This is a genomic window from Pseudomonas sp. BS3782 TE3695 (genome assembly GCF_050435305.1).
Taxonomy (GTDB): Bacteria; Pseudomonadota; Gammaproteobacteria; order Pseudomonadales; family Pseudomonadaceae; genus Aquipseudomonas.
This window is the reverse complement of the sequence record NZ_JBNDKB010000001.1, coordinates 5,412,887-5,430,342: the sequence shown is the minus strand read 5'-3', so window position 1 is coordinate 5,430,342 and position 17,456 is coordinate 5,412,887. Positions and strand designations below refer to the sequence as shown.

At 59.9% G+C, this 17,456-nt stretch carries 15 protein-coding genes; 10 read left to right on the top strand and 5 right to left on the bottom strand.

Annotation, left to right across the window (positions count from 1 at the left end; translation table 11 throughout):
* The first annotated feature begins 25 nt into the window (after positions 1-25).
* The 3 genes from relA to ABH909_RS24495 all read left to right on the top strand — a co-directional run bounded on the left by relA (position 26) and on the right by ABH909_RS24495 (position 3,813).
* The gene (gene relA / locus ABH909_RS24505) at positions 26-2,269 is read left to right on the top strand and encodes a GTP diphosphokinase (RefSeq protein ID WP_429438029.1); all 2,244 of its coding nucleotides are present in this window, start codon (positions 26-28) and stop codon (positions 2,267-2,269) included.
* A 139-nt stretch (positions 2,270-2,408) separates the two neighbouring features.
* On the top strand, positions 2,409-3,242 hold the full coding sequence (gene mazG, locus ABH909_RS24500) for a nucleoside triphosphate pyrophosphohydrolase (RefSeq protein WP_429438026.1): 834 nt from the start codon (positions 2,409-2,411) through the stop codon (positions 3,240-3,242).
* A gap of 28 nt (positions 3,243-3,270) precedes the next feature.
* Positions 3,271-3,813, top strand: a complete 543-nt coding sequence (locus ABH909_RS24495; RefSeq protein WP_123495908.1) for a DUF2058 domain-containing protein — start codon at positions 3,271-3,273, stop codon at positions 3,811-3,813.
* A 335-nt stretch (positions 3,814-4,148) separates the two neighbouring features.
* On the opposite strand, the gene fabB is transcribed toward ABH909_RS24495, so the two are convergent.
* The 5 genes from fabB to ABH909_RS24470 all read right to left on the bottom strand — a co-directional run bounded on the left by fabB (position 4,149) and on the right by ABH909_RS24470 (position 11,096).
* A complete protein-coding gene (fabB, locus tag ABH909_RS24490; protein ID WP_429438023.1) occupies positions 4,149-5,366 on the bottom strand; it encodes a beta-ketoacyl-ACP synthase I in 1,218 nt (405 codons plus the stop codon).
* An 11-nt stretch (positions 5,367-5,377) separates the two neighbouring features.
* The gene (fabA, locus tag ABH909_RS24485; RefSeq protein ID WP_007899046.1) at positions 5,378-5,893 is read right to left on the bottom strand and encodes a 3-hydroxyacyl-[acyl-carrier-protein] dehydratase FabA; all 516 of its coding nucleotides are present in this window, start codon (positions 5,891-5,893) and stop codon (positions 5,378-5,380) included.
* A 247-nt stretch (positions 5,894-6,140) separates the two neighbouring features.
* Positions 6,141-8,042, bottom strand: a complete 1,902-nt coding sequence (locus ABH909_RS24480; protein ID WP_429438021.1) for a response regulator — start codon at positions 8,040-8,042, stop codon at positions 6,141-6,143.
* On the bottom strand, positions 8,039-8,971 hold the full coding sequence (locus ABH909_RS24475; RefSeq protein WP_429438018.1) for an ABC transporter substrate-binding protein: 933 nt from the start codon (positions 8,969-8,971) through the stop codon (positions 8,039-8,041). Before ABH909_RS24475 ends, ABH909_RS24480 begins: the two co-directional genes overlap by 4 nt.
* 1 nt (position 8,972) lies before the next feature.
* Complete coding sequence (locus tag ABH909_RS24470) at positions 8,973-11,096, bottom strand: TonB-dependent receptor plug domain-containing protein (protein WP_429438015.1); 2,124 nt, start codon at positions 11,094-11,096, stop codon at positions 8,973-8,975.
* A gap of 196 nt (positions 11,097-11,292) precedes the next feature.
* On the opposite strand from ABH909_RS24470, the gene ABH909_RS24465 reads away from it, so the two are divergent.
* From ABH909_RS24465 to ABH909_RS24435, 7 genes are all read left to right on the top strand, one after another.
* Entirely contained in the window at positions 11,293-12,318 is a 1,026-nt protein-coding gene (locus tag ABH909_RS24465) for an NAD(P)H-dependent glycerol-3-phosphate dehydrogenase (RefSeq protein ID WP_429438012.1), read from the top strand.
* A 27-nt stretch (positions 12,319-12,345) separates the two neighbouring features.
* The gene (locus ABH909_RS24460; protein ID WP_429438009.1) at positions 12,346-12,693 is read left to right on the top strand and encodes a DUF4389 domain-containing protein; all 348 of its coding nucleotides are present in this window, start codon (positions 12,346-12,348) and stop codon (positions 12,691-12,693) included.
* On the top strand, positions 12,690-13,142 hold the full coding sequence (gene sixA / locus ABH909_RS24455; protein WP_007899028.1) for a phosphohistidine phosphatase SixA: 453 nt from the start codon (positions 12,690-12,692) through the stop codon (positions 13,140-13,142). The genes ABH909_RS24460 and sixA overlap by 4 nt, the downstream gene beginning before the upstream one ends.
* A gap of 194 nt (positions 13,143-13,336) precedes the next feature.
* The gene (locus tag ABH909_RS24450; RefSeq protein ID WP_429438006.1) at positions 13,337-15,004 is read left to right on the top strand and encodes an AMP-binding protein; all 1,668 of its coding nucleotides are present in this window, start codon (positions 13,337-13,339) and stop codon (positions 15,002-15,004) included.
* 32 nt (positions 15,005-15,036) lie between these two features.
* Positions 15,037-15,480: a hotdog fold thioesterase gene (locus ABH909_RS24445; RefSeq protein WP_429438003.1), complete on the top strand. Its 444-nt coding sequence runs from the start codon at positions 15,037-15,039 to the stop codon at positions 15,478-15,480.
* Between the two features lie 300 nt (positions 15,481-15,780).
* A complete protein-coding gene (locus tag ABH909_RS24440; protein WP_429438000.1) occupies positions 15,781-16,587 on the top strand; it encodes an alpha/beta fold hydrolase in 807 nt (268 codons plus the stop codon).
* The gene (locus ABH909_RS24435; protein WP_429437997.1) at positions 16,584-17,438 is read left to right on the top strand and encodes an alpha/beta hydrolase; all 855 of its coding nucleotides are present in this window, start codon (positions 16,584-16,586) and stop codon (positions 17,436-17,438) included. The genes ABH909_RS24440 and ABH909_RS24435 overlap by 4 nt, the downstream gene beginning before the upstream one ends.
* The last annotated feature ends 18 nt before the right edge of the window (positions 17,439-17,456 follow it).

The window sequence follows — 17,456 nt, the reverse complement described above, 5'->3', positions numbered from 1 at the left end:
TGCGTCGTAGGGAAGGTAAAGCAAGATGGTACAGGTGAGAGCACACCAGCCGATCAATACCGACGGCAGTATCAACCTCGAGGCTTGGCTCGATCATGCGGTCAGTGTCGATGCGGCACTGGATCGCGAAGCCTTGAAGGAAGCCTGCGAGTTCGCTCGCGAGGCCGAACAACAAGCCAATGCGGCGAAGAATCTATGGTCCGAAGGGACCTCGAGTTTCCGCACGGGCCTTGAGATCGCCGAGATTCTCGCCGACCTCAAACTCGACCAGGATTCGTTGGTCGCGGCAGTCTTGTACCGCGGCGTGCGCGAAGGCCAGATCCAGTTGCCGGCGGTCAGCCAGCGTTTCGGTCCGGTGGTCGCCAAACTCATCGACGGCGTGTTGCGCATGGCAGCGATCAGCGCCAGCCTGAGCCCCCGTCAATCCATGGTGCTGGGCACTCAAGGCCAGGTCGAAAACCTGCGCAAGATGCTCGTGGCCATGGTCGACGACGTGCGTGTCGCGCTGATCAAACTGGCCGAGCGCACCTGTGCGATCCGCGCGGTGAAAACCGCCGACAACGAGAAGCGCAACCGCGTCGCCCGTGAAGTCTTCGACATTTACGCGCCGCTCGCCCACCGCCTCGGTATCGGTCACATCAAGTGGGAGCTGGAGGACTTGTCCTTCCGCTATCTTGAGCCTGACCAGTACAAGCAGATCGCCAAACTGCTCCACGAGCGACGGCTGGATCGCGAGCGCTTTATCGCCGACGTGATGACCCAACTCAAAGACGAGTTGCAGGCCACCGGCATCGATGCGGACATCAGTGGTCGGGCCAAACACATCTATTCGATCTGGCGCAAAATGCAGCGCAAGGGTCTGGAATTCAGCCAGATCTACGACGTGCGCGCCGTTCGCGTGCTGGTGCCGGAAATGCGCGACTGCTATACCGCGCTCGGCATCGTCCACACCCTGTGGCGGCACATCCCGAAAGAGTTCGACGACTACATCGCCAACCCGAAAGAGAACGGCTACCGCTCGCTGCACACCGCGGTGATCGGCCCTGAAGGCAAAGTGCTGGAAGTGCAGATCCGCACCCATGCCATGCACGAAGAAGCCGAGCTGGGCGTGTGCGCGCACTGGAAGTACAAGGGCACCGACGTCAAGTCCGGCTCGAACCACTACGAAGAGAAAATCTCCTGGCTGCGTCAGGTGCTCGAGTGGCACGAAGAGCTGGGCGATATTGGTGGTCTTGCCGAACAACTGCGGGTCGATATCGAGCCGGACCGGGTCTACATCTTTACCCCGGACGGTCACGCCATCGACTTGCCGAAGGGCGCGACACCGCTGGATTTCGCCTACCGCGTACACACCGAAATCGGTCACAACTGCCGCGGCGCCAAGATCAACGGGCGGATCGTACCGCTCAACTACAGCCTGCAAACCGGTGAACAGGTCGAGATCATCACCAGCAAGCACGGCACGCCGAGCCGTGACTGGCTGAACCCGAACCTGGGTTACATCACCACCTCGCGGGCGCGGGCGAAGATCGTTCACTGGTTCAAATTGCAGGCCCGGGATCAGAACGTCGCGGCCGGTAAAACCTTGCTCGAGCGCGAACTCAATCGCCTCGGCCTGCCGCAGGTAGACTTCGACAAGCTGGCCGAGAAGGCCAACATGAAGACTGCCGAGGACATGTTCGCTGCATTGGGCGCCGGCGATTTGCGCCTGGCGCAATTGGTGAATCTGGCGCAGCAACTGGTCGAGCCGGAACGCGGCAACGAACAGCTGGAACTGATCCCGCGCAAAGCCACCGGCTACAAACCGGGCAAGCGCGGCGACATTCAGATCCAGGGCGTCGGCAACCTGATGACCCAGATGGCCGGCTGCTGCCAGCCGCTGCCGGGGGATGCGATCGTCGGTTACATCACCCAGGGTCGTGGCGTGAGCATTCACCGTCAGGACTGCGCCTCGGTGCTGCAATTGGCCGGGCGCGAGCCGGAGCGGATCATCCAGGTCAGCTGGGGGCCGGTGCCGGTGCTCACCTATCCGGTGGATATCATCATCCGCGCTTACGACCGTTCCGGTCTGCTGCGTGACGTGTCGCAGGTGCTGCTCAACGAGCGGATCAATGTATTGGCGGTCAACACCCGCTCGAACAAAGAGGACAACACCGCGTTGATGTCCCTGACCATCGAGATTCCGGGGCTGGATGCGCTGGGGCGGTTGCTGGGGCGGATTTCCCAGTTGCCGAACATCATCGAAACCCGCCGTAACCGCACGCCCTAAGCGGTGATCGGTCTGCCCGTGTAGGAGCTGCCGAAGGCTGCGATCTTTTGATCTTGATCTTGAACATCAAAAGATCGCAGCCTTCGGCAGCTCCTACAGGGATTTGATTTATCAGATACACCGTTGAACGAGATGACAGATGTATTCACTTGAAGACTTGCTGCACCTGATGAACCGTCTGCGCGACCCGCAATACGGCTGCCCGTGGGACATCAAGCAAACCTACGCGACCATCGTCCCGCATACCCTGGAAGAAGCCTACGAAGTCGCCGATGCGATCGAGCGCGGGGACTTCGATCATTTACAGGGTGAGTTGGGCGACTTGTTGTTCCAGGTGGTTTATTACAGCCAGCTGGCCCGGGAAGAAGGGCGTTTCGAGTTCGATGGCGTAGTCGACAGCATCACGCGCAAACTGATCCGCCGTCATCCTCACGTGTTCCCTACCGGTGATCTGTATGCACCGCTGGACATCCCGCGTCTGAATGAAGAGCAGGTCAAGCAACGCTGGGAAGAGATCAAGGCTGAAGAGCGTGCCGAGAAGTCTTCGGCGCCGCAGCAGTTGTCCTTGCTCGACGACGTGCCTGCCGCGTTGCCGGCGCTGTCCCGTTCGGCAAAACTGCAGAAGCGCGCAGGGCAGGTCGGTTTCGACTGGCCGGACGCCTTGCCGGTACTCGACAAGGTTCGCGAAGAGCTCGATGAAGTGCTCGAAGCCATGGCCGACAATGACTCGACGGCGATTGCCGATGAAGTCGGCGACTTGCTGTTTTCCGTGGTCAATCTGGCGCGACACCTCAAGGTCGATCCGGAAAGCGCACTGCGCGGCGCGAACTCAAAGTTTGAAAGACGCTTCCGATTTATCGAACAGGCATTGCGCGACACCCACCGTCCCATAGAAGATTGCACCCTCGAAGAGTTGGACGCCTTGTGGGGCGAAGCCAAACGTCAGGAAAAGAATTTGCCCAGCTGCGGTTGAGCAGTTGCCTAAGTGAGAAATAAGCACCATGAGCCTTTCCCTTCGCGACCAGTTGCTCAAAGCAGGGCTGGTCAACCAAAAGCAGGCCAAACAGGTCGGCAAAGAGAAGCAGAAGCAGCAACGTCTGGCCCACAAAGGCCAGATCGAACTTGATGACTCCCAGCAGCGTGCCGCTCAGGAAGCTATGGCCGAGAAGGTCAAGCGCGATCAGGAGCTGAACCGCCAGCAGCAGGAGAAGGCCGAAGCGAAGGCCCGCGCCGCCCAGGTCAAGCAATTGATCGAAGTCTCGCGCCTGCCCAAGCTGACCACCGAGGACTACTACAACTTCGTCGACGACAAAAAGGTCAAGCGCATCTCCGTCAATACGCTGATGCGCAACAAGCTCAGCAGCGGTTCGCTGGCGATCGTGCATCATGCCGGTGGTTACGAAGTGATCCCACGTGAAGCGGCCCTGAAGATTCAGGAGCGCGATCCACAGCGCATCGTGCAGCTGAATGTGAAGACAGAAGAAGTCAGCGCCGAAGACGATCCGTACGCGGCTTATCAGATTCCTGATGATCTGATGTGGTAAACCTTTGTGGCGAGCGAGCTTGCTCGCGTTGGGCTGTGTAGCGGCCCTGAAAGTCTGGCAGCAATTGCCGATTTTTGTGAGTGCTACGCACTCAAGCGGGAGCAAGCTCCCTCGCCACAGTTTCTCTGAAAACCGCGGTCGACACGCCAGCTGCTACAAGGGAGCGACGGTGAGGTCATTTTCAAGGCACACAAAAACGCCCCGAACCAGTCGGGGCGTTTTTGTGTGGGGCTCTATCAGGTTTATGCGAAACCTGAGGAGCTGGCGAAGCCTGCGATCTTTTCAGCGTCTTAACGGGGCGCTAAAGATCAAAAGATCGCAGCCTGCGGCAGCTCCTACGCCTGCCAGCGCTTCAGTACCAGCGTGGCATTGGTGCCACCGAAGCCGAAGCTGTTGCTCATTACGGTGTTGATGGTGGCGTCTTCGCGAGTCTTGGTCAGGATTGGCATGTCTGCCACTTCCGGGTCCAGTTCGTCGATGTTGGCGGAACCCGCCATGAAGTTGCCTTCCATCATCAGCAGGCAGTAGATCGCTTCATGAACGCCGGCGGCGCCCAGGGAGTGACCCGACAGGCTCTTGGTGGAGCTGATGGCTGGAGCCTTGTCACCGAACACTTCACGCACACCTTTCATTTCCATGACGTCGCCGACCGGAGTCGAGGTGCCGTGGGTATTCAGGTAGTCGATCGGAGTGTCGACGGTGGCCATGGCCATCTGCATGCAGCGGATGGCGCCTTCGCCGCTTGGGGCGACCATGTCGTAGCCGTCGGAGGTCGCGCCGTAGCCAACGATTTCGGCGTAGATCTTCGCGCCGCGGGCCAGAGCGTGTTCCAGCTCTTCGACCACGACCATGCCACCACCACCGGCGATGACGAAACCATCACGGTTCTTGTCATAGGCACGCGAGGCTTTTTCCGGCGTCTCGTTGTACTGGCTGGACAGTGCGCCCATGGCGTCGAACAGGAACGATTGGCTCCAGTGTTCTTCTTCACCGCCGCCGGCGAACACGATGTCCTGCTTGCCCAACTGGATTTGCTCCACAGCGTTACCGATGCAGTGAGCACTGGTGGCGCACGCGGAGGAGATCGAGTAATTCACACCCTTGATCTTGAACGGCGTCGCCAGGCAAGCCGAAACGGTGCTGCCCATGGTCCGCGTGACGCGGTACGGGCCTACGCGTTTGACGCCTTTCTCGCGCAGGATGTCCAGCGCTTCCATCTGGTTCAAGGTCGACGCGCCACCGGAACCGGCGATCAGGCCAGTACGCACGTTGGAAACCTGCTCTTCGGTCAGACCGGAGTCTGCGATGGCATCTTTCATGGCCAGGTAGGCGTAAGCCGCCGCGTGGCCGACGAAGCGATAGATCTTGCGATCGATCAGCTCTTCGAGGGGAAGGTCAATGGAGCCGGAAACCTGGCTACGCAGACCCATTTCAGCATATTCCGGGTTGAACCGGATGCCAGGGCGGCTTGCACGCAGGTTAGCGGAGACGGTCTCTTTGTCATTGCCCAGGCACGAAACGATGCCCAGACCAGTGATAACGACGCGGCGCATGCGAATAACCCTTAGAAGTTGTCAGTGGAGGTGAAAACGCCGACCCGAAGGCCTTCGGCGGTGTAGATTTCGCGGCCGTCAACGGTCACCGAACCATCGGCGATAGCCATGTTCAGCTTGCCCTTCAGGACACGTTTGATATGGATGTTATAGGTGACTTTCTTGGCGGTCGGCAGTACCTGGCCAAAGAATTTCACTTCGCCGGAACCCAGGGCGCGACCGCGGCCCGGCAGACCTTGCCAGCCGAGGAAAAAGCCGACCAGTTGCCACATGGCGTCGAGGCCCAGGCAGCCCGGCATCACCGGATCACCTTCGAAGTGGCAGGCGAAAAACCACAGGTCCGGAGTGATATCCAGCTCGGCGACCAATTCACCTTTGCCGTACTTGCCACCCTCTTCGCTGATATGGGTGATGCGATCGACCATCAGCATGTTCGGGGCGGGCAATTGCGCGTTACCTGGGCCGAACAGCTCACCACGACTGCAGCGCAGCAGGTCTTCCCGAGTAAAGGCGTTTTGTTTGGTCATGCGAGCTCCTCAATAGTCCATGCGGCAGGGTGGGGCGAATCTTCCCGGCCGATCGAAGCGTTCATGCCTCGAGTCAGCAGCCTACTCATAGACTATTGCGTTGTGGTGAAAGTCACAGCACCAAGGACATGAATGTACACTTGTGCACTGAAATTATTATTCAAGCCCCTTTTCGGGCTCGTTCGGGTGCCTAAGACTGCCGCACTTTCGTCATTCACGCCAGTCGCAGATAGCCGAATGGCCTGTTCTACTGCACCCACCGCTGCAGAATTTGCTGCAGATCAGTGCGTTTGAAGGGCTTGGCCAGGTAATCGTTCATTCCCGCCGATAAACAGGCTTCGCGGTCGCCCTGCAAGGCATTGGCCGTCAGGGCGATGATCGGCACGTCGGCACAGCCGGGCAATCGACGAATCTGTCGGGTGGCCTCGTAGCCGTCGATGACCGGCAATCGGCAGTCCATCAGAATCGCTTCGAAAGTCAAATTCTCGGCACTGCGTACTGCTTGTGCACCGTCGGTGACGACGCTGACAGTAAAGCCCAGACTGCGCAACATTGCTTCGACAACAGTGCGGTTGACCGGGTTGTCCTCCACCAGCAGCACATTGCGACCTTCGCCGTGGTCATCGCCGGTATGCCCTCGCGGGGTCAGCACCGGCATTGGCTGCTTATACAGCGCCAAAGGAATTTCCAGGGTGAACGCCGAGCCAACGCCTTCTTCGCTCTGCGCGCGCAAGGTGCCACCCATCCGCTCGGCCAGGGTACGGGCAATCGGCAACCCCAGTCCGGTACCTCCGTAACGTCTTGAAATAGAACTGTCGGCCTGCTGGAACGCATTGAACATCAACTCCAGGCTAGCGGGCGCAATGCCGATTCCGCTGTCGCGTACGGTGCAGGTGAACCACAGCAGTTCATGATCCAGGGACTGCCACTGCGGTTCGATCGTGACACGGCCCCGTTCGGTGAACTTCAACGCGTTGCCGATCAGATTGACCAATATCTGCCGGATTCGCGTCGGGTCGCCCTGAACCTGAAGGGCGCGCAGGTCTTCGGGGATGCGCAGTTGCATGTCCAGGCCGCGTTGCACCGCGCTGTGCTGGAACGACTGGGCGCAGCTGCTGATCAGGTCTGCGAGGTTGAACGGAATATGTTCCAGCTCCAGTTCCGAGCGCTCGATGCGCGAGAAATCGAGAATGTCGTTGATCACTTTGAGCAGGTGTTCGGTGGATTCCGAGGCCAGCGCCGCGTACTCCATCTGCTCCTCGGTCATCTCCGTGGTTTCCAGCAGTTGCAGCATGCCCAGCACGCCATTCATCGGCGTGCGCAATTCGTGACTCATCATTGCCAGGAAATCGGATTTGGCGTTGTTGGCCTTTTCCGCTTCTTCGCGGGTCTGAATCAATTGCGCCATGGCCTGATGCTGTTCGCGACTGGCTTGCTCAAGGCCCTGGGCAAGGTTATTGATGTGTTGCGACAGGGCGCCCAGTTCGGTGTCGTCGACGATCGGCAGGGGCGTTTTGTAGTCGCCTTCCTGGATCGCCTTGACCGCATTGCCAATGTCGTGGATCGGTTGCGACAGGCTACTGGCCAGGCGCCGGGCCAGCAGAAACGTAAACAGCAGAGCGAACAAGGCGAGGATCCCGGCCTTGAAGAGGATTTCCTGCTGGCGCTGATTGAACGCGTCATTGGACAGGCCGACGATCACCCGCCCCAGATAATCCTCGCCCGGTGCACTGGCAACGGTACGACTGTTCTGGAAAAAATCATTGTTGAGCGCGATGCGTTGCAGGCGCACCGGCGCCTGGAACACTTCGACTTGATGCGAGCGGTTGTGCGCTTCCGACGGTTGCTCGACATACACCAGAATCCGGTTGGCGCTGTCCTGTACTTCCAGAAAGCGTACGTTAGGCGTGGCCAGGGTGGCCTTGAGCAAACTTTCGAGCACCTCGTTGTTGCCTGAAATCACCCCGTATTCGGTGGCCGGCGCCAGTTGATTGGCGATCAGCTGACCGGTGTGATTGAGTTCCTGGCGCAGGTCCTGGATTCGCACGAAGGTGAAAAAACTGATCAGCAGCAAGGTCAGCAACAGGGCCGGGCCGAGGCTGATGATCTGTGTGCGGGTATTGATGTCCCAACCGCGACGGAAGGTCATGGGCGGTGTTCTCCTTCGGCCAGCTGTGTTGCGACAGAGGCTTCATTCATCGGTTCAATACTCAGTGAACGAGCCACTTGCGGGTTGCTCAAGACCTTGAAGTGTTGCGGGTAAAGTGCACGTGGCCAGGTGCTCGAGGGGCGGTCGAGCAGTTCGTCGAGAATCTTCAGCCAATCGTTCTGGTCACTGTAAGTACTGGCCAGGCTACCGGCCCTGACAAAGGCTGCGTTGGGACCGATCAATGCCAGTTGCCGGGCATAGCTGCTGAGCAGCAGGTTTTTCACGGTTTTCGGGTTGTACAGATCAGGATCGTCCAGGCCCAACAGCACATCACTGTTTTTCAGCAGGGCCTGCAAGGGGCGGCTGTCATGGGTGTTCTCCCAACGCTCGGTGACCACTTCAAGGCCCAGGGGCAGGGCAGCCTGGCGCAGTTCTTTCAAAAGGAATTCGCTGTGGCTATCGAAAAGCACACCGACCCGGCGGGCCTCTGGCAGGAGCAGTCGGAGCAGGCGCAACTGTCGGTGCAGCGGCGGATCGCTCCAGAGCAGGCTCAGGTGCGGGGGCATTTCATTGCCCAAGCGTTGGCGGGCTTGCAAACGACTGATGCGCAACACCAGCGTCGCCGGGCCCTGAGCGTCTTGCAGGCGCCAGTCGAGGCTGGGCAAGTCGAGCAGCACCAGTCGGGTGTCGACGGGCAGTTGGCCTGGCGCGGGCAGGCTGGCGACAGGCTGGAAGCGCACATTGTCGGTAGGGCGCAACTCGCTGAGGGCTTGAACGAAAGACTGCACGCCAGGATTGTCTTCGGCGCCCGTCAGCAGAATGTCGGCAGCCCGTGCCGGCAGATTGCACAGCAGCCCGATAAACACCAGGCACAACCCCGCCAGCAGGCGGCCAAGGGTTGGCGTCTTCGGTGGCAGGCCATATTGCATCTTAGAACGCCAGCTCCGCGCTGAAGTAGAGCACCCGGCGATCGTCGTAGTTGTTGTCGACGAAGGTGGTGGGCTGATGGTCGAGGCGTTGCTGGAGGACCCCGGCCAGCTCCAGATTGGCTTTGCCCAAACCGATGTGTTTGGCGATGCGGGTGTCGACCCGTTCGAAGCGATACCCATTGAGAGCATCGGCACCATAGTAGAAGAGCGCGCTGTTCCAGCCCCGGCCCCAGTTGCGAAGCCAACCGGCGGAGCCGCTATTGCGCGCAGTCTGTTGTGCATCCAGCGGGTTGCTGGCTTGGGCATCGACATAGGCATAGGTCAGGCGCAAACGATCGGCGCTGTTGATGCGCCAATCCAGCTGGGTTTCAGTTCCGGTGAAGCGCGAGCTGTTCGAGTTGCTGGCGATGTACTGATTGTTGCGTAGCGGTTCACTGATCATGCCGGTGATTTCGTCGTAGAACAGCTTCACATCGACCGCCAATCCCCACTCTGTGAAGTAGCCGTTGTAGCCCAATTCCCGAGAGCGCATGCGTTCTTGTTCGAGGTCGCCCGGGCCACGGGTCTTGACGAAATAACGGGCGCTGGACTGGCCGTAGGCACTGGGCTTCAGGTTGGTCACCTGATAGCTCCAGTTGACGTTGTTCTCGAACATGTCCGGCGAGCGGATGGCTTCCGAGTACACCGCTCGCAAGCCGTGGCGCGGGTTGATCAGGTAATTGACCGCGACCCGCGGGGTCAGCGAGTTGCCGGTCAATTGCGTGTCTTCGTACATCGCCCCGCCCTGCAGCAACCAGTGCTCGGTGGCGCGCCACTCGAGTTGGCCGAACGCCCGCCAGGTAGTGTCGTCGAGCGTGCCATTGAAGTAGGTCTCGGAATTGGCACGATCGTAACGATAGTTCATGCCGCTGACCAGCCGCAGGCTGTCGGACAGGCTGAGCGTATCTTGCAGCTCGAGGTCGTAGCGCGATTCCCTGGCGCTCTGGTCAATGTCGCCGCAGAGGGTTTGCCGGGCGCCGTTTTGCCATTGCCTCAGTACCTGATTGCCCAGCGCACGTTCAGCCGCAGTTCCTGCCGGTGCGCCCGAAACGGTGTAGCGGTCCATGTTGCGCGCCAGACGTTCGGTGTAATTGGGATTGAGCTGCCAAAGTTGGGTCAGTTCCGGGCTGAACGAGACCTCGGCATCACAGGCACGCCACGTCTGCTGGCGATCCCAATGTTGCGCAGAGCCTTGAATATAAAGGCTGTGATCGGGATTGATGTCCAGGTTCCAGCGCAACGAGCCGGCATAATCCTTGGCGATGACGTCGGAATTGTTCCCCGCGGCGGTAATCCCTGAGAACACTGGACGGTAGGTATAAGGCCGCTGGTTGGTCCCGTCCTTGGCATTCAGTTGCCAGTCGATGCTCTGGTTGTCATTGAGCGTCTGGCTGACGGCGAGGCTGAAGCGGTTCAAGCGACGGCTGTCGCGGTAATCGGCGCCGGTGCGATCCGAGTCGAAGCCGTCATCTTGTTGGCCGGACAACGACAGACGCAAGTCGCCGTTGTCCCAGCCCATGCCTTGGCTGGCGTAGAAATCGTTGATACCGCGCTGACCACGAGTGACTTTCAGCCGCGTGCCGTGGCTGTCGGCCGGTTTGCGGGTGATGATATTGACCACCGCCATCAGCGCGTTGGCGCCATAGCTGACGGTGTTCGGGCCACGGAAAACCTCGATGCGCTCGATGTCTTCCATGGCCACCGGAATATCACTCCAGTCCACCGTGGCCAGGCCGGCGCGGTACACCGAGCGGCCGTCGATCAACACCTGCATGCGCCGCGCTTCGCTGGCATTGGTGCCGTGATAGTTCACCGCCGCCTGATTGCCGTTGATATGGCCGACCATCATCCCCGGCACCAGGCGCAGCAGCTCGCTGATATCCCGCGCGCCGCTGGCAGTGATCAGTTCATTGTCGATCACCGTCATGCTTCCCGGCACGGCCGCAGGCGATTGTTTCAGGCGCGTCGCGGTCAGCACTTGCGGCAGCGGATCGTTATCGAGGAACAGATCGTCGGCCAGCAATGGCGAGCTGAAGATCAGCGTCAATACCAGCGGCGAGCGAGCACGGGGAAAGCCAAAAGACACGGCACGGCCTTGATAGCGATTAGTTGGCGCGCATGTTAACCGAGCGCAAAGACTTTTCCAGTCACGTTATGGGCATTTTCCTAGGTTTTCTTGGTCTTCTTCCTACAAGTGTCGGTAATTGATGCTGGGGCTGGCCGCGACCGGGCCGCTCCGTATAATGCCGGCATCGCCATTGGTATGGATTAACGGATTGCATATGACTGAACAGCGCCCAATAGCGGTCCTGGGAGGCGGAAGTTTTGGTACCGCCGTGGCTAATCTGTTGGCCGAGAACGGGCATCAGGTCCGGCTGTGGATGCGCGACCCGGAACAGGCCGAGGCCATTCGGGTCAACCGTGAGAACCCGCGTTACCTCAAAGGCATCAAGATTCTTCCGGCAGTGGAAGCGGTCACAGACCTGCAAGCCACCCTGGAGGCCTGCGACCTGTGCTTCGTCGCGCTACCGTCCAGCGCGCTGCGCTCGGTGCTGGTCCCGCACGCCGAGCGTTTGAGCGGCAAACTGCTGGTGAGCCTGACCAAAGGCATCGAAGCCCATACGTTCAAGCTGATGAGCGAGATCCTTGAAGAGATCGCCCCGCAAGCGCGCATCGGCGTGCTGTCGGGCCCGAATCTGGCCCGTGAAATCGCCGAACACGCGCTGACCGCCACGGTGGTCGCCAGTGAAGACGAAGAGCTTTGCCAAAGAGTCCAGGAAGCGCTGCACGGGAAGACCTTTCGTGTGTACGCCAGCGCCGACCGCTATGGCGTGGAGTTGGGCGGGGCATTGAAAAACGTTTACGCGATCATCGCCGGCATGGCGGTGGCGTTGGGCATGGGTGAAAACACCAAGAGCATGCTGATCACCCGGGCATTGGCGGAAATGACCCGCTTCGCGGTGAATCAGGGCGCCAACCCGATGACATTCCTTGGGCTGGCGGGCGTGGGCGACTTGATCGTGACGTGCTCATCGCCCAAAAGCCGCAATTATCAGGTCGGGTTTGCCCTTGGCCAGGGTTTGAGCCTTGAGGAAGCAGTGACCCGTCTTGGCGAAGTCGCCGAAGGCGTGAACACCCTGAAGGTACTCAAGGCCAAGGCGCAGGAAGCAGGCGTGTATATGCCGCTGGTCGCCGGATTGCATGCCATCCTCTTCGAAGGGCGCACGCTGGAGCAGGTCATCGGTCTACTGATGCGTGCCGAGCCTAAAACCGACGTCGACTTTATCTCCACCAGCGGTTTCAACTAAATACCCCATCAGGGCAGGGAGCGAAACATGAATGATCCGAAAGTAGACGCCAAGTACGAATCCATCCTGCTGCGGGTGCTGTGGATGATTGTCTATGTGCTGGTCTGGCAAGTGGCGCAATTGATCCTCGGTGCGGTGGTGCTGGTGCAACTGATCTATCGTTTGTTTTATGGTGCCCCGAGCGCCAGCCTGATGAACTTCGGCGATAGCTTGAGCCAGTTCCTGGCGCAGATCGGTCGGTTCGGCAGTTTCCACAGCGACCAGAAGCCCTGGCCGTTCGCCGATTGGCCGACGCCGCGTACTCCGGAAGGTGAAGCCCCGCACGTTGTAGCGCCGGCACCGCATCCGGCCCGAGATGAGGAGCCAAAACTATGAAACTCTGGGTATTGCGTCATGGTGAAGCCGAACCTCACGGTACTCGCCCGGACTCCGAGCGGACATTGACCGCCCACGGTCGTGAAGAAGTGTTGCGCGCTGCCGCCTATTTGATGGGTAAGCCACTCACCGCCATTTATGCCAGTCCTTATCAGCGAGCGCAGGAGACGGCAGAAATTGTGCGTGCGGCGCTCAATTTCGCGCCGGAGATTCGCACCGTCGACTGGCTGACCCCGGATACCGATCCGGACAAGGTGGCGGAGCAGCTGGTATCGGTGAGTGATGTGCTGCTGGTCAGTCACAATCCGCTGGTGGGCAACCTGCTGAGCTATCTGCAGCATGGCGCCGGCCATCCACCGGAAAAAGTCAGCACCGCCGGCCTGGCCGAGCTTGAGAACAATGAACTGCTGATCGGGTCGATGAAGCTTAACGGCATCAAGCACCCGTAACCGTTTTTGTGGGAGCGTGGCTTGCCCGCGATGGCATCCCTTAGGTCTGCCTGATAAACCGCAGCGCCTGCATCGCGGGCAAGCCCGGCTCCCACAGGACCGGTGTCGTTGCTGATTTTTGTGTGAAATAGTCAACCAAGCACTTGCTTGGTTGACTACGCTTGCTCCAGACAAAGAATAATGGAGCAAGTCGCATGTCTGCTGCTTTCCGTTTGCCCCTGGACGCCTTCTACGAGCGTGAGGCCCGTCATCCCCGCCAACATTTTCTGGTCCAGCCGACGGGGGGCGGCCAGGTCGAGACGCTGACCTGGGCCGATGTCGGCCACCAGGCGCGCTGTGCCGCCCACTGGCTGCGGGCCCGCGAATTGCCCCAACGCAGCCACATCGCGCTGATCTCGAAAAACTGCGCCCACTGGATCATCGCCGACCTGGCGATCTGGATGGCCGGGCATGTCTCGGTGCCGCTTTATCCCAATCTGACCGCCGATTCCGTGGCCCAGGTGCTCGATCATTCCGAAGCCGCACTGGTGTTCATCGGCAAGCTGGATGACTGGCCGGGCATGTCCGCCGGGGTCAGGTCCGATCTGCCAACCATCAGCCTGCCGCTGTGCCCGGCCGGGTCCTTCGATTTCAGCTGGGCCGATCTGCAGCGCAGCTCGCCGATTCAGGACGACCCAAAACCTGCCGCCGATCAGCTGGCGACCATCATTTACACCTCCGGCACCACGGGGCAGCCCAAAGGTGTGATGCACAGTTTCGGCACGCTTGGATTTGCCACCACTCGCGGCACGCAGTTATTTGGCCTGAATGAGTCGGATCGCCTGCTGTCCTACCTGCCGCTATGCCATGTTGCCGAGCGGATGTTCGTCGAGTTGGCGTCGATTTATACCGGGCAAACGGTATTTTTTGCCGAGAGCCTCGATACCTTTCTCACTGATCTAAAACGTGCCCGGCCGACCGCGCTGTTTGGCGTGCCGCGAATCTGGACCAAATTCCAGATGGGCGTCTACAACAGGATCCCGGCTAAACGCCTCGATTTCCTGCTCGATTTGCCCTTCATTGGCAAACGGGTAGGGCACAAAGTCCTTGCCGGGCTGGGGCTGGACGCCTTGCGCATCGCCTTGTCCGGTGCGGCACCCGTGCCGCAGACCTTGCTGCTCTGGTACCGAAAACTGGGGCTGGATGTGCTGGAGGTGTACGGCATGACCGAAAGCTGCGGTTACTCCCACATCGGCCTGCCGGGTCAGAACAAACCTGGCTGGATCGGCAAGCCATGCCCGGAAGTCGAAGTGCGCATCGAACCGTCTGGCGAAGTTCTGGTGCGCAGCGGCGCGACCATGCTCGGCTATTTCAAGGAACTTGGGAAAACCGCCGAAGCCATCACTGAGGACGGTTACCTGCGCACCGGCGACAAGGGCGAGGAAGACGCCGAAGGCAACCTGCGCCTGACTGGGCGCCTGAAGGAAATTTTCAAAACCAGCAAAGGCAAATACGTCGCCCCCGCACCGATCGAGAATCGCCTGGCGGTGCATGCGCGGATCGAACAAGTGTGTGTGGTCGGCGACGGCTTGAGCGCCCCACTGGGTTTATGCGTTTTGTCGGCGGTCGGTCAGCAGGACGCGAAGGGATCGGCCCGGGCGGGCTTGCATTCAAGCCTGGAAAAGCTGCTGGAGGAGGTCAACGGCGTCCTCGACAGACATGAGCGCTTGCATCGGCTGGTAGTGGTCAAGGGCAGTTGGGCGGTGGAAAACGGCTTCCTGACACCGACCCTGAAGATCAAGCGCAACATGATCGAAGCCGCTTACGGTGCGCGCTTTGAAGAATGGAGCGAGCGTAGTGAGGCGGTGCTATGGCAGGATTGAGCCACGAACAACTCCAGCAAAGGAACGTAACGATGAGTCTGTGGCGCACCATTCCCAACGTCGAGCAGTTGAACGCAATCGGGAAAAATACCATCAGCGAAGTGCTGGATATTCGCTTTGAAGCCTTCGATGACGAGTCCCTGACTGCCAGTATGGTCATCGACCGTCGCACGCATCAGCCCTTTGGTTTGCTGCACGGCGGCGCCTCGGTGGTGTTGGCCGAAACCGTCGGCTCGATGGCCAGTTACCTGTGCATCGACGCCAGCAAGTTTTATTGCGTGGGCCTGGAAATCAACGCCAATCATTTACGGGGCTTGCGCAGTGGGCGAGTGACGGCGGTGGCCAAAGCGATTCACATCGGTCGCACGACGCATGTCTGGGATATCCGCCTGACCAGCGATGAAGGGAAGGCCAGTTGCGTGTCGCGGCTGACCATGGCGGTGGTGCCATTGGGTGAGAACCCGCCGGCGCGTTGATTCCTGATCGAGTCAAAGACTCATGGCTGGAGAATTTTTGTGGCGAGGGAGCTTGCTCCCGCTGGGTCGCGAAGCGGCCCCAACCCGGAATACACCGCTCTCTGGTCACACCGCATTCGCCAGTTTTGCGGCTGCTGCGCAACCGAGCGCGAGCAAGCTCGCTCGCCACAAGATTTTCAGTGAATGCTGAATGGTCATAGCCCTGACCCGACTGTCATCATTCCTGTCAGTTACGGTCATTGCTGTAGGACTCCGTCTTACGGACAATCAAACCCCGTTCTCGCTCATGGATTTGCAGGTATGTCGCAGCAGATATTTTTCGCCCACGCCAATGGTTTTCCTTCGGGGACCTACGGCAAGTTGTTCGCGGCCTTGGCGCCCGAGTATCAGGTGACGCATCTGGAGCAGCACGCCCATGACCCGCGTTTTCCGGCGGACGACAACTGGAACAATCTGGTGGACGAACTGATCCATCACCTCAAGCGACAACCGGAACCGGTCTGGGGCATCGGCCATTCCTTCGGCGGCGTCCTGCATTTGCACGCCGCGTTGCGTTGTCCCGAGCTGTATCGCGGCGTGGTGATGCTCGACTCACCGGTGCTGACCCGCGCCGATCAATGGGTGATTCGTGCCGCCAAGCGCTTCGGTTTCATCGATCGCCTGACCCCGGCCGGCCGCACATTGGGACGACGGGAAGAGTTCGCCGATCTGGATGCGGCCCGCCTGTATTTCGCTGGTAAAACCCTGTTTCGTGGCTTCGATCCGGAATGTTTCGACGCCTATCTTCAACATGGTTTGCAAAAGGTCGGCGACAAGCTGCGTTTGCGTTTCGATCCGGCCACGGAAATCAGCATTTATCGCGGTGTGCCCCACACCAGTCCCGGCCGTGCACGGCAGTTGAAAGTGCCGCTGGCGGTGGTTCGCGGGCACAAGAGCCGCGTGGTGATGCGTCATCACGCCCGTTCCGTCGGGCGTATGCCCCTGGGCGAATCCTTGACCATGCCCGGTGGCCACATGTTTCCCCTGGAACGCCCGCAGGACACGGCCACGCTGCTGAAAAATCTGTTCAGTCGCTGGGAAGGTCGCCGCCAACAGGATTGCGCATGAGTAGCGTCGTCGAAGAAGTTCGCCTGAGCCTGCCGCATATCGAATTGGCGGCGCACCTGTTCGGTCCCGAGGACGGCTTGCCGGTGATCGCCTTGCACGGCTGGCTGGACAACGCCAACAGCTTTGCCCGGCTGGCGCCCAAGCTCAAAGGCTTGCGCATCATCGCGCTGGACATGGCCGGGCACGGTCATTCGGGGCATCGGCCGAACGGCGCCGGTTACGCGCTGTGGGACTACGCCCACGATGTGCTGCAAGTGGCCGAGCAACTGGGGTGGAAACGTTTTGCGCTGCTGGGGCATTCCCTGGGGGCAATCGTCTCGCTGGTGCTGGCCGGGTCGTTGCCGGAGCGGGTTACGCATCTGGCCTTGATCGACGGCGTCATTCCTCCTACAGACAAAGGCGAAAACGCCGCCGAGCGTATGGGCATGGCCCTGCAAGCGCAGCTGGATCTGCGGGAAAAACGCAAACCGGTCTACAACACCCTCGACCGTGCCATCGAAGCGCGAATGAAAGGTTTAGTGGCGGTCAGTCGCGAAGCCGCCGAACTCCTGGCCCAGCGCGGCTTGATGCCGGTGCCCGGCGGTTATACCTGGCGCACCGACAACCGCCTGACCCTTCCATCACCGCTACGTCTGACCACGGAACAGGCGATGGCCTTCGTCCAGCGCGTCAGTTGTCCTGCACACCTGGTGGTTGCGGCTGACGGAATGCTCGCCAAACATCCAGAGTTGCTGGAGCGTCTACCCTTTAGCCGGGAACAGTTGCCTGGCGGCCACCATTTGCACCTGAATGATGAATCCGGTGCCGACCTTGTCGCAGACTGTTTCAATCGGTTCTTCGCCATTCCTTGACTTGCGTCGGGCAACTGT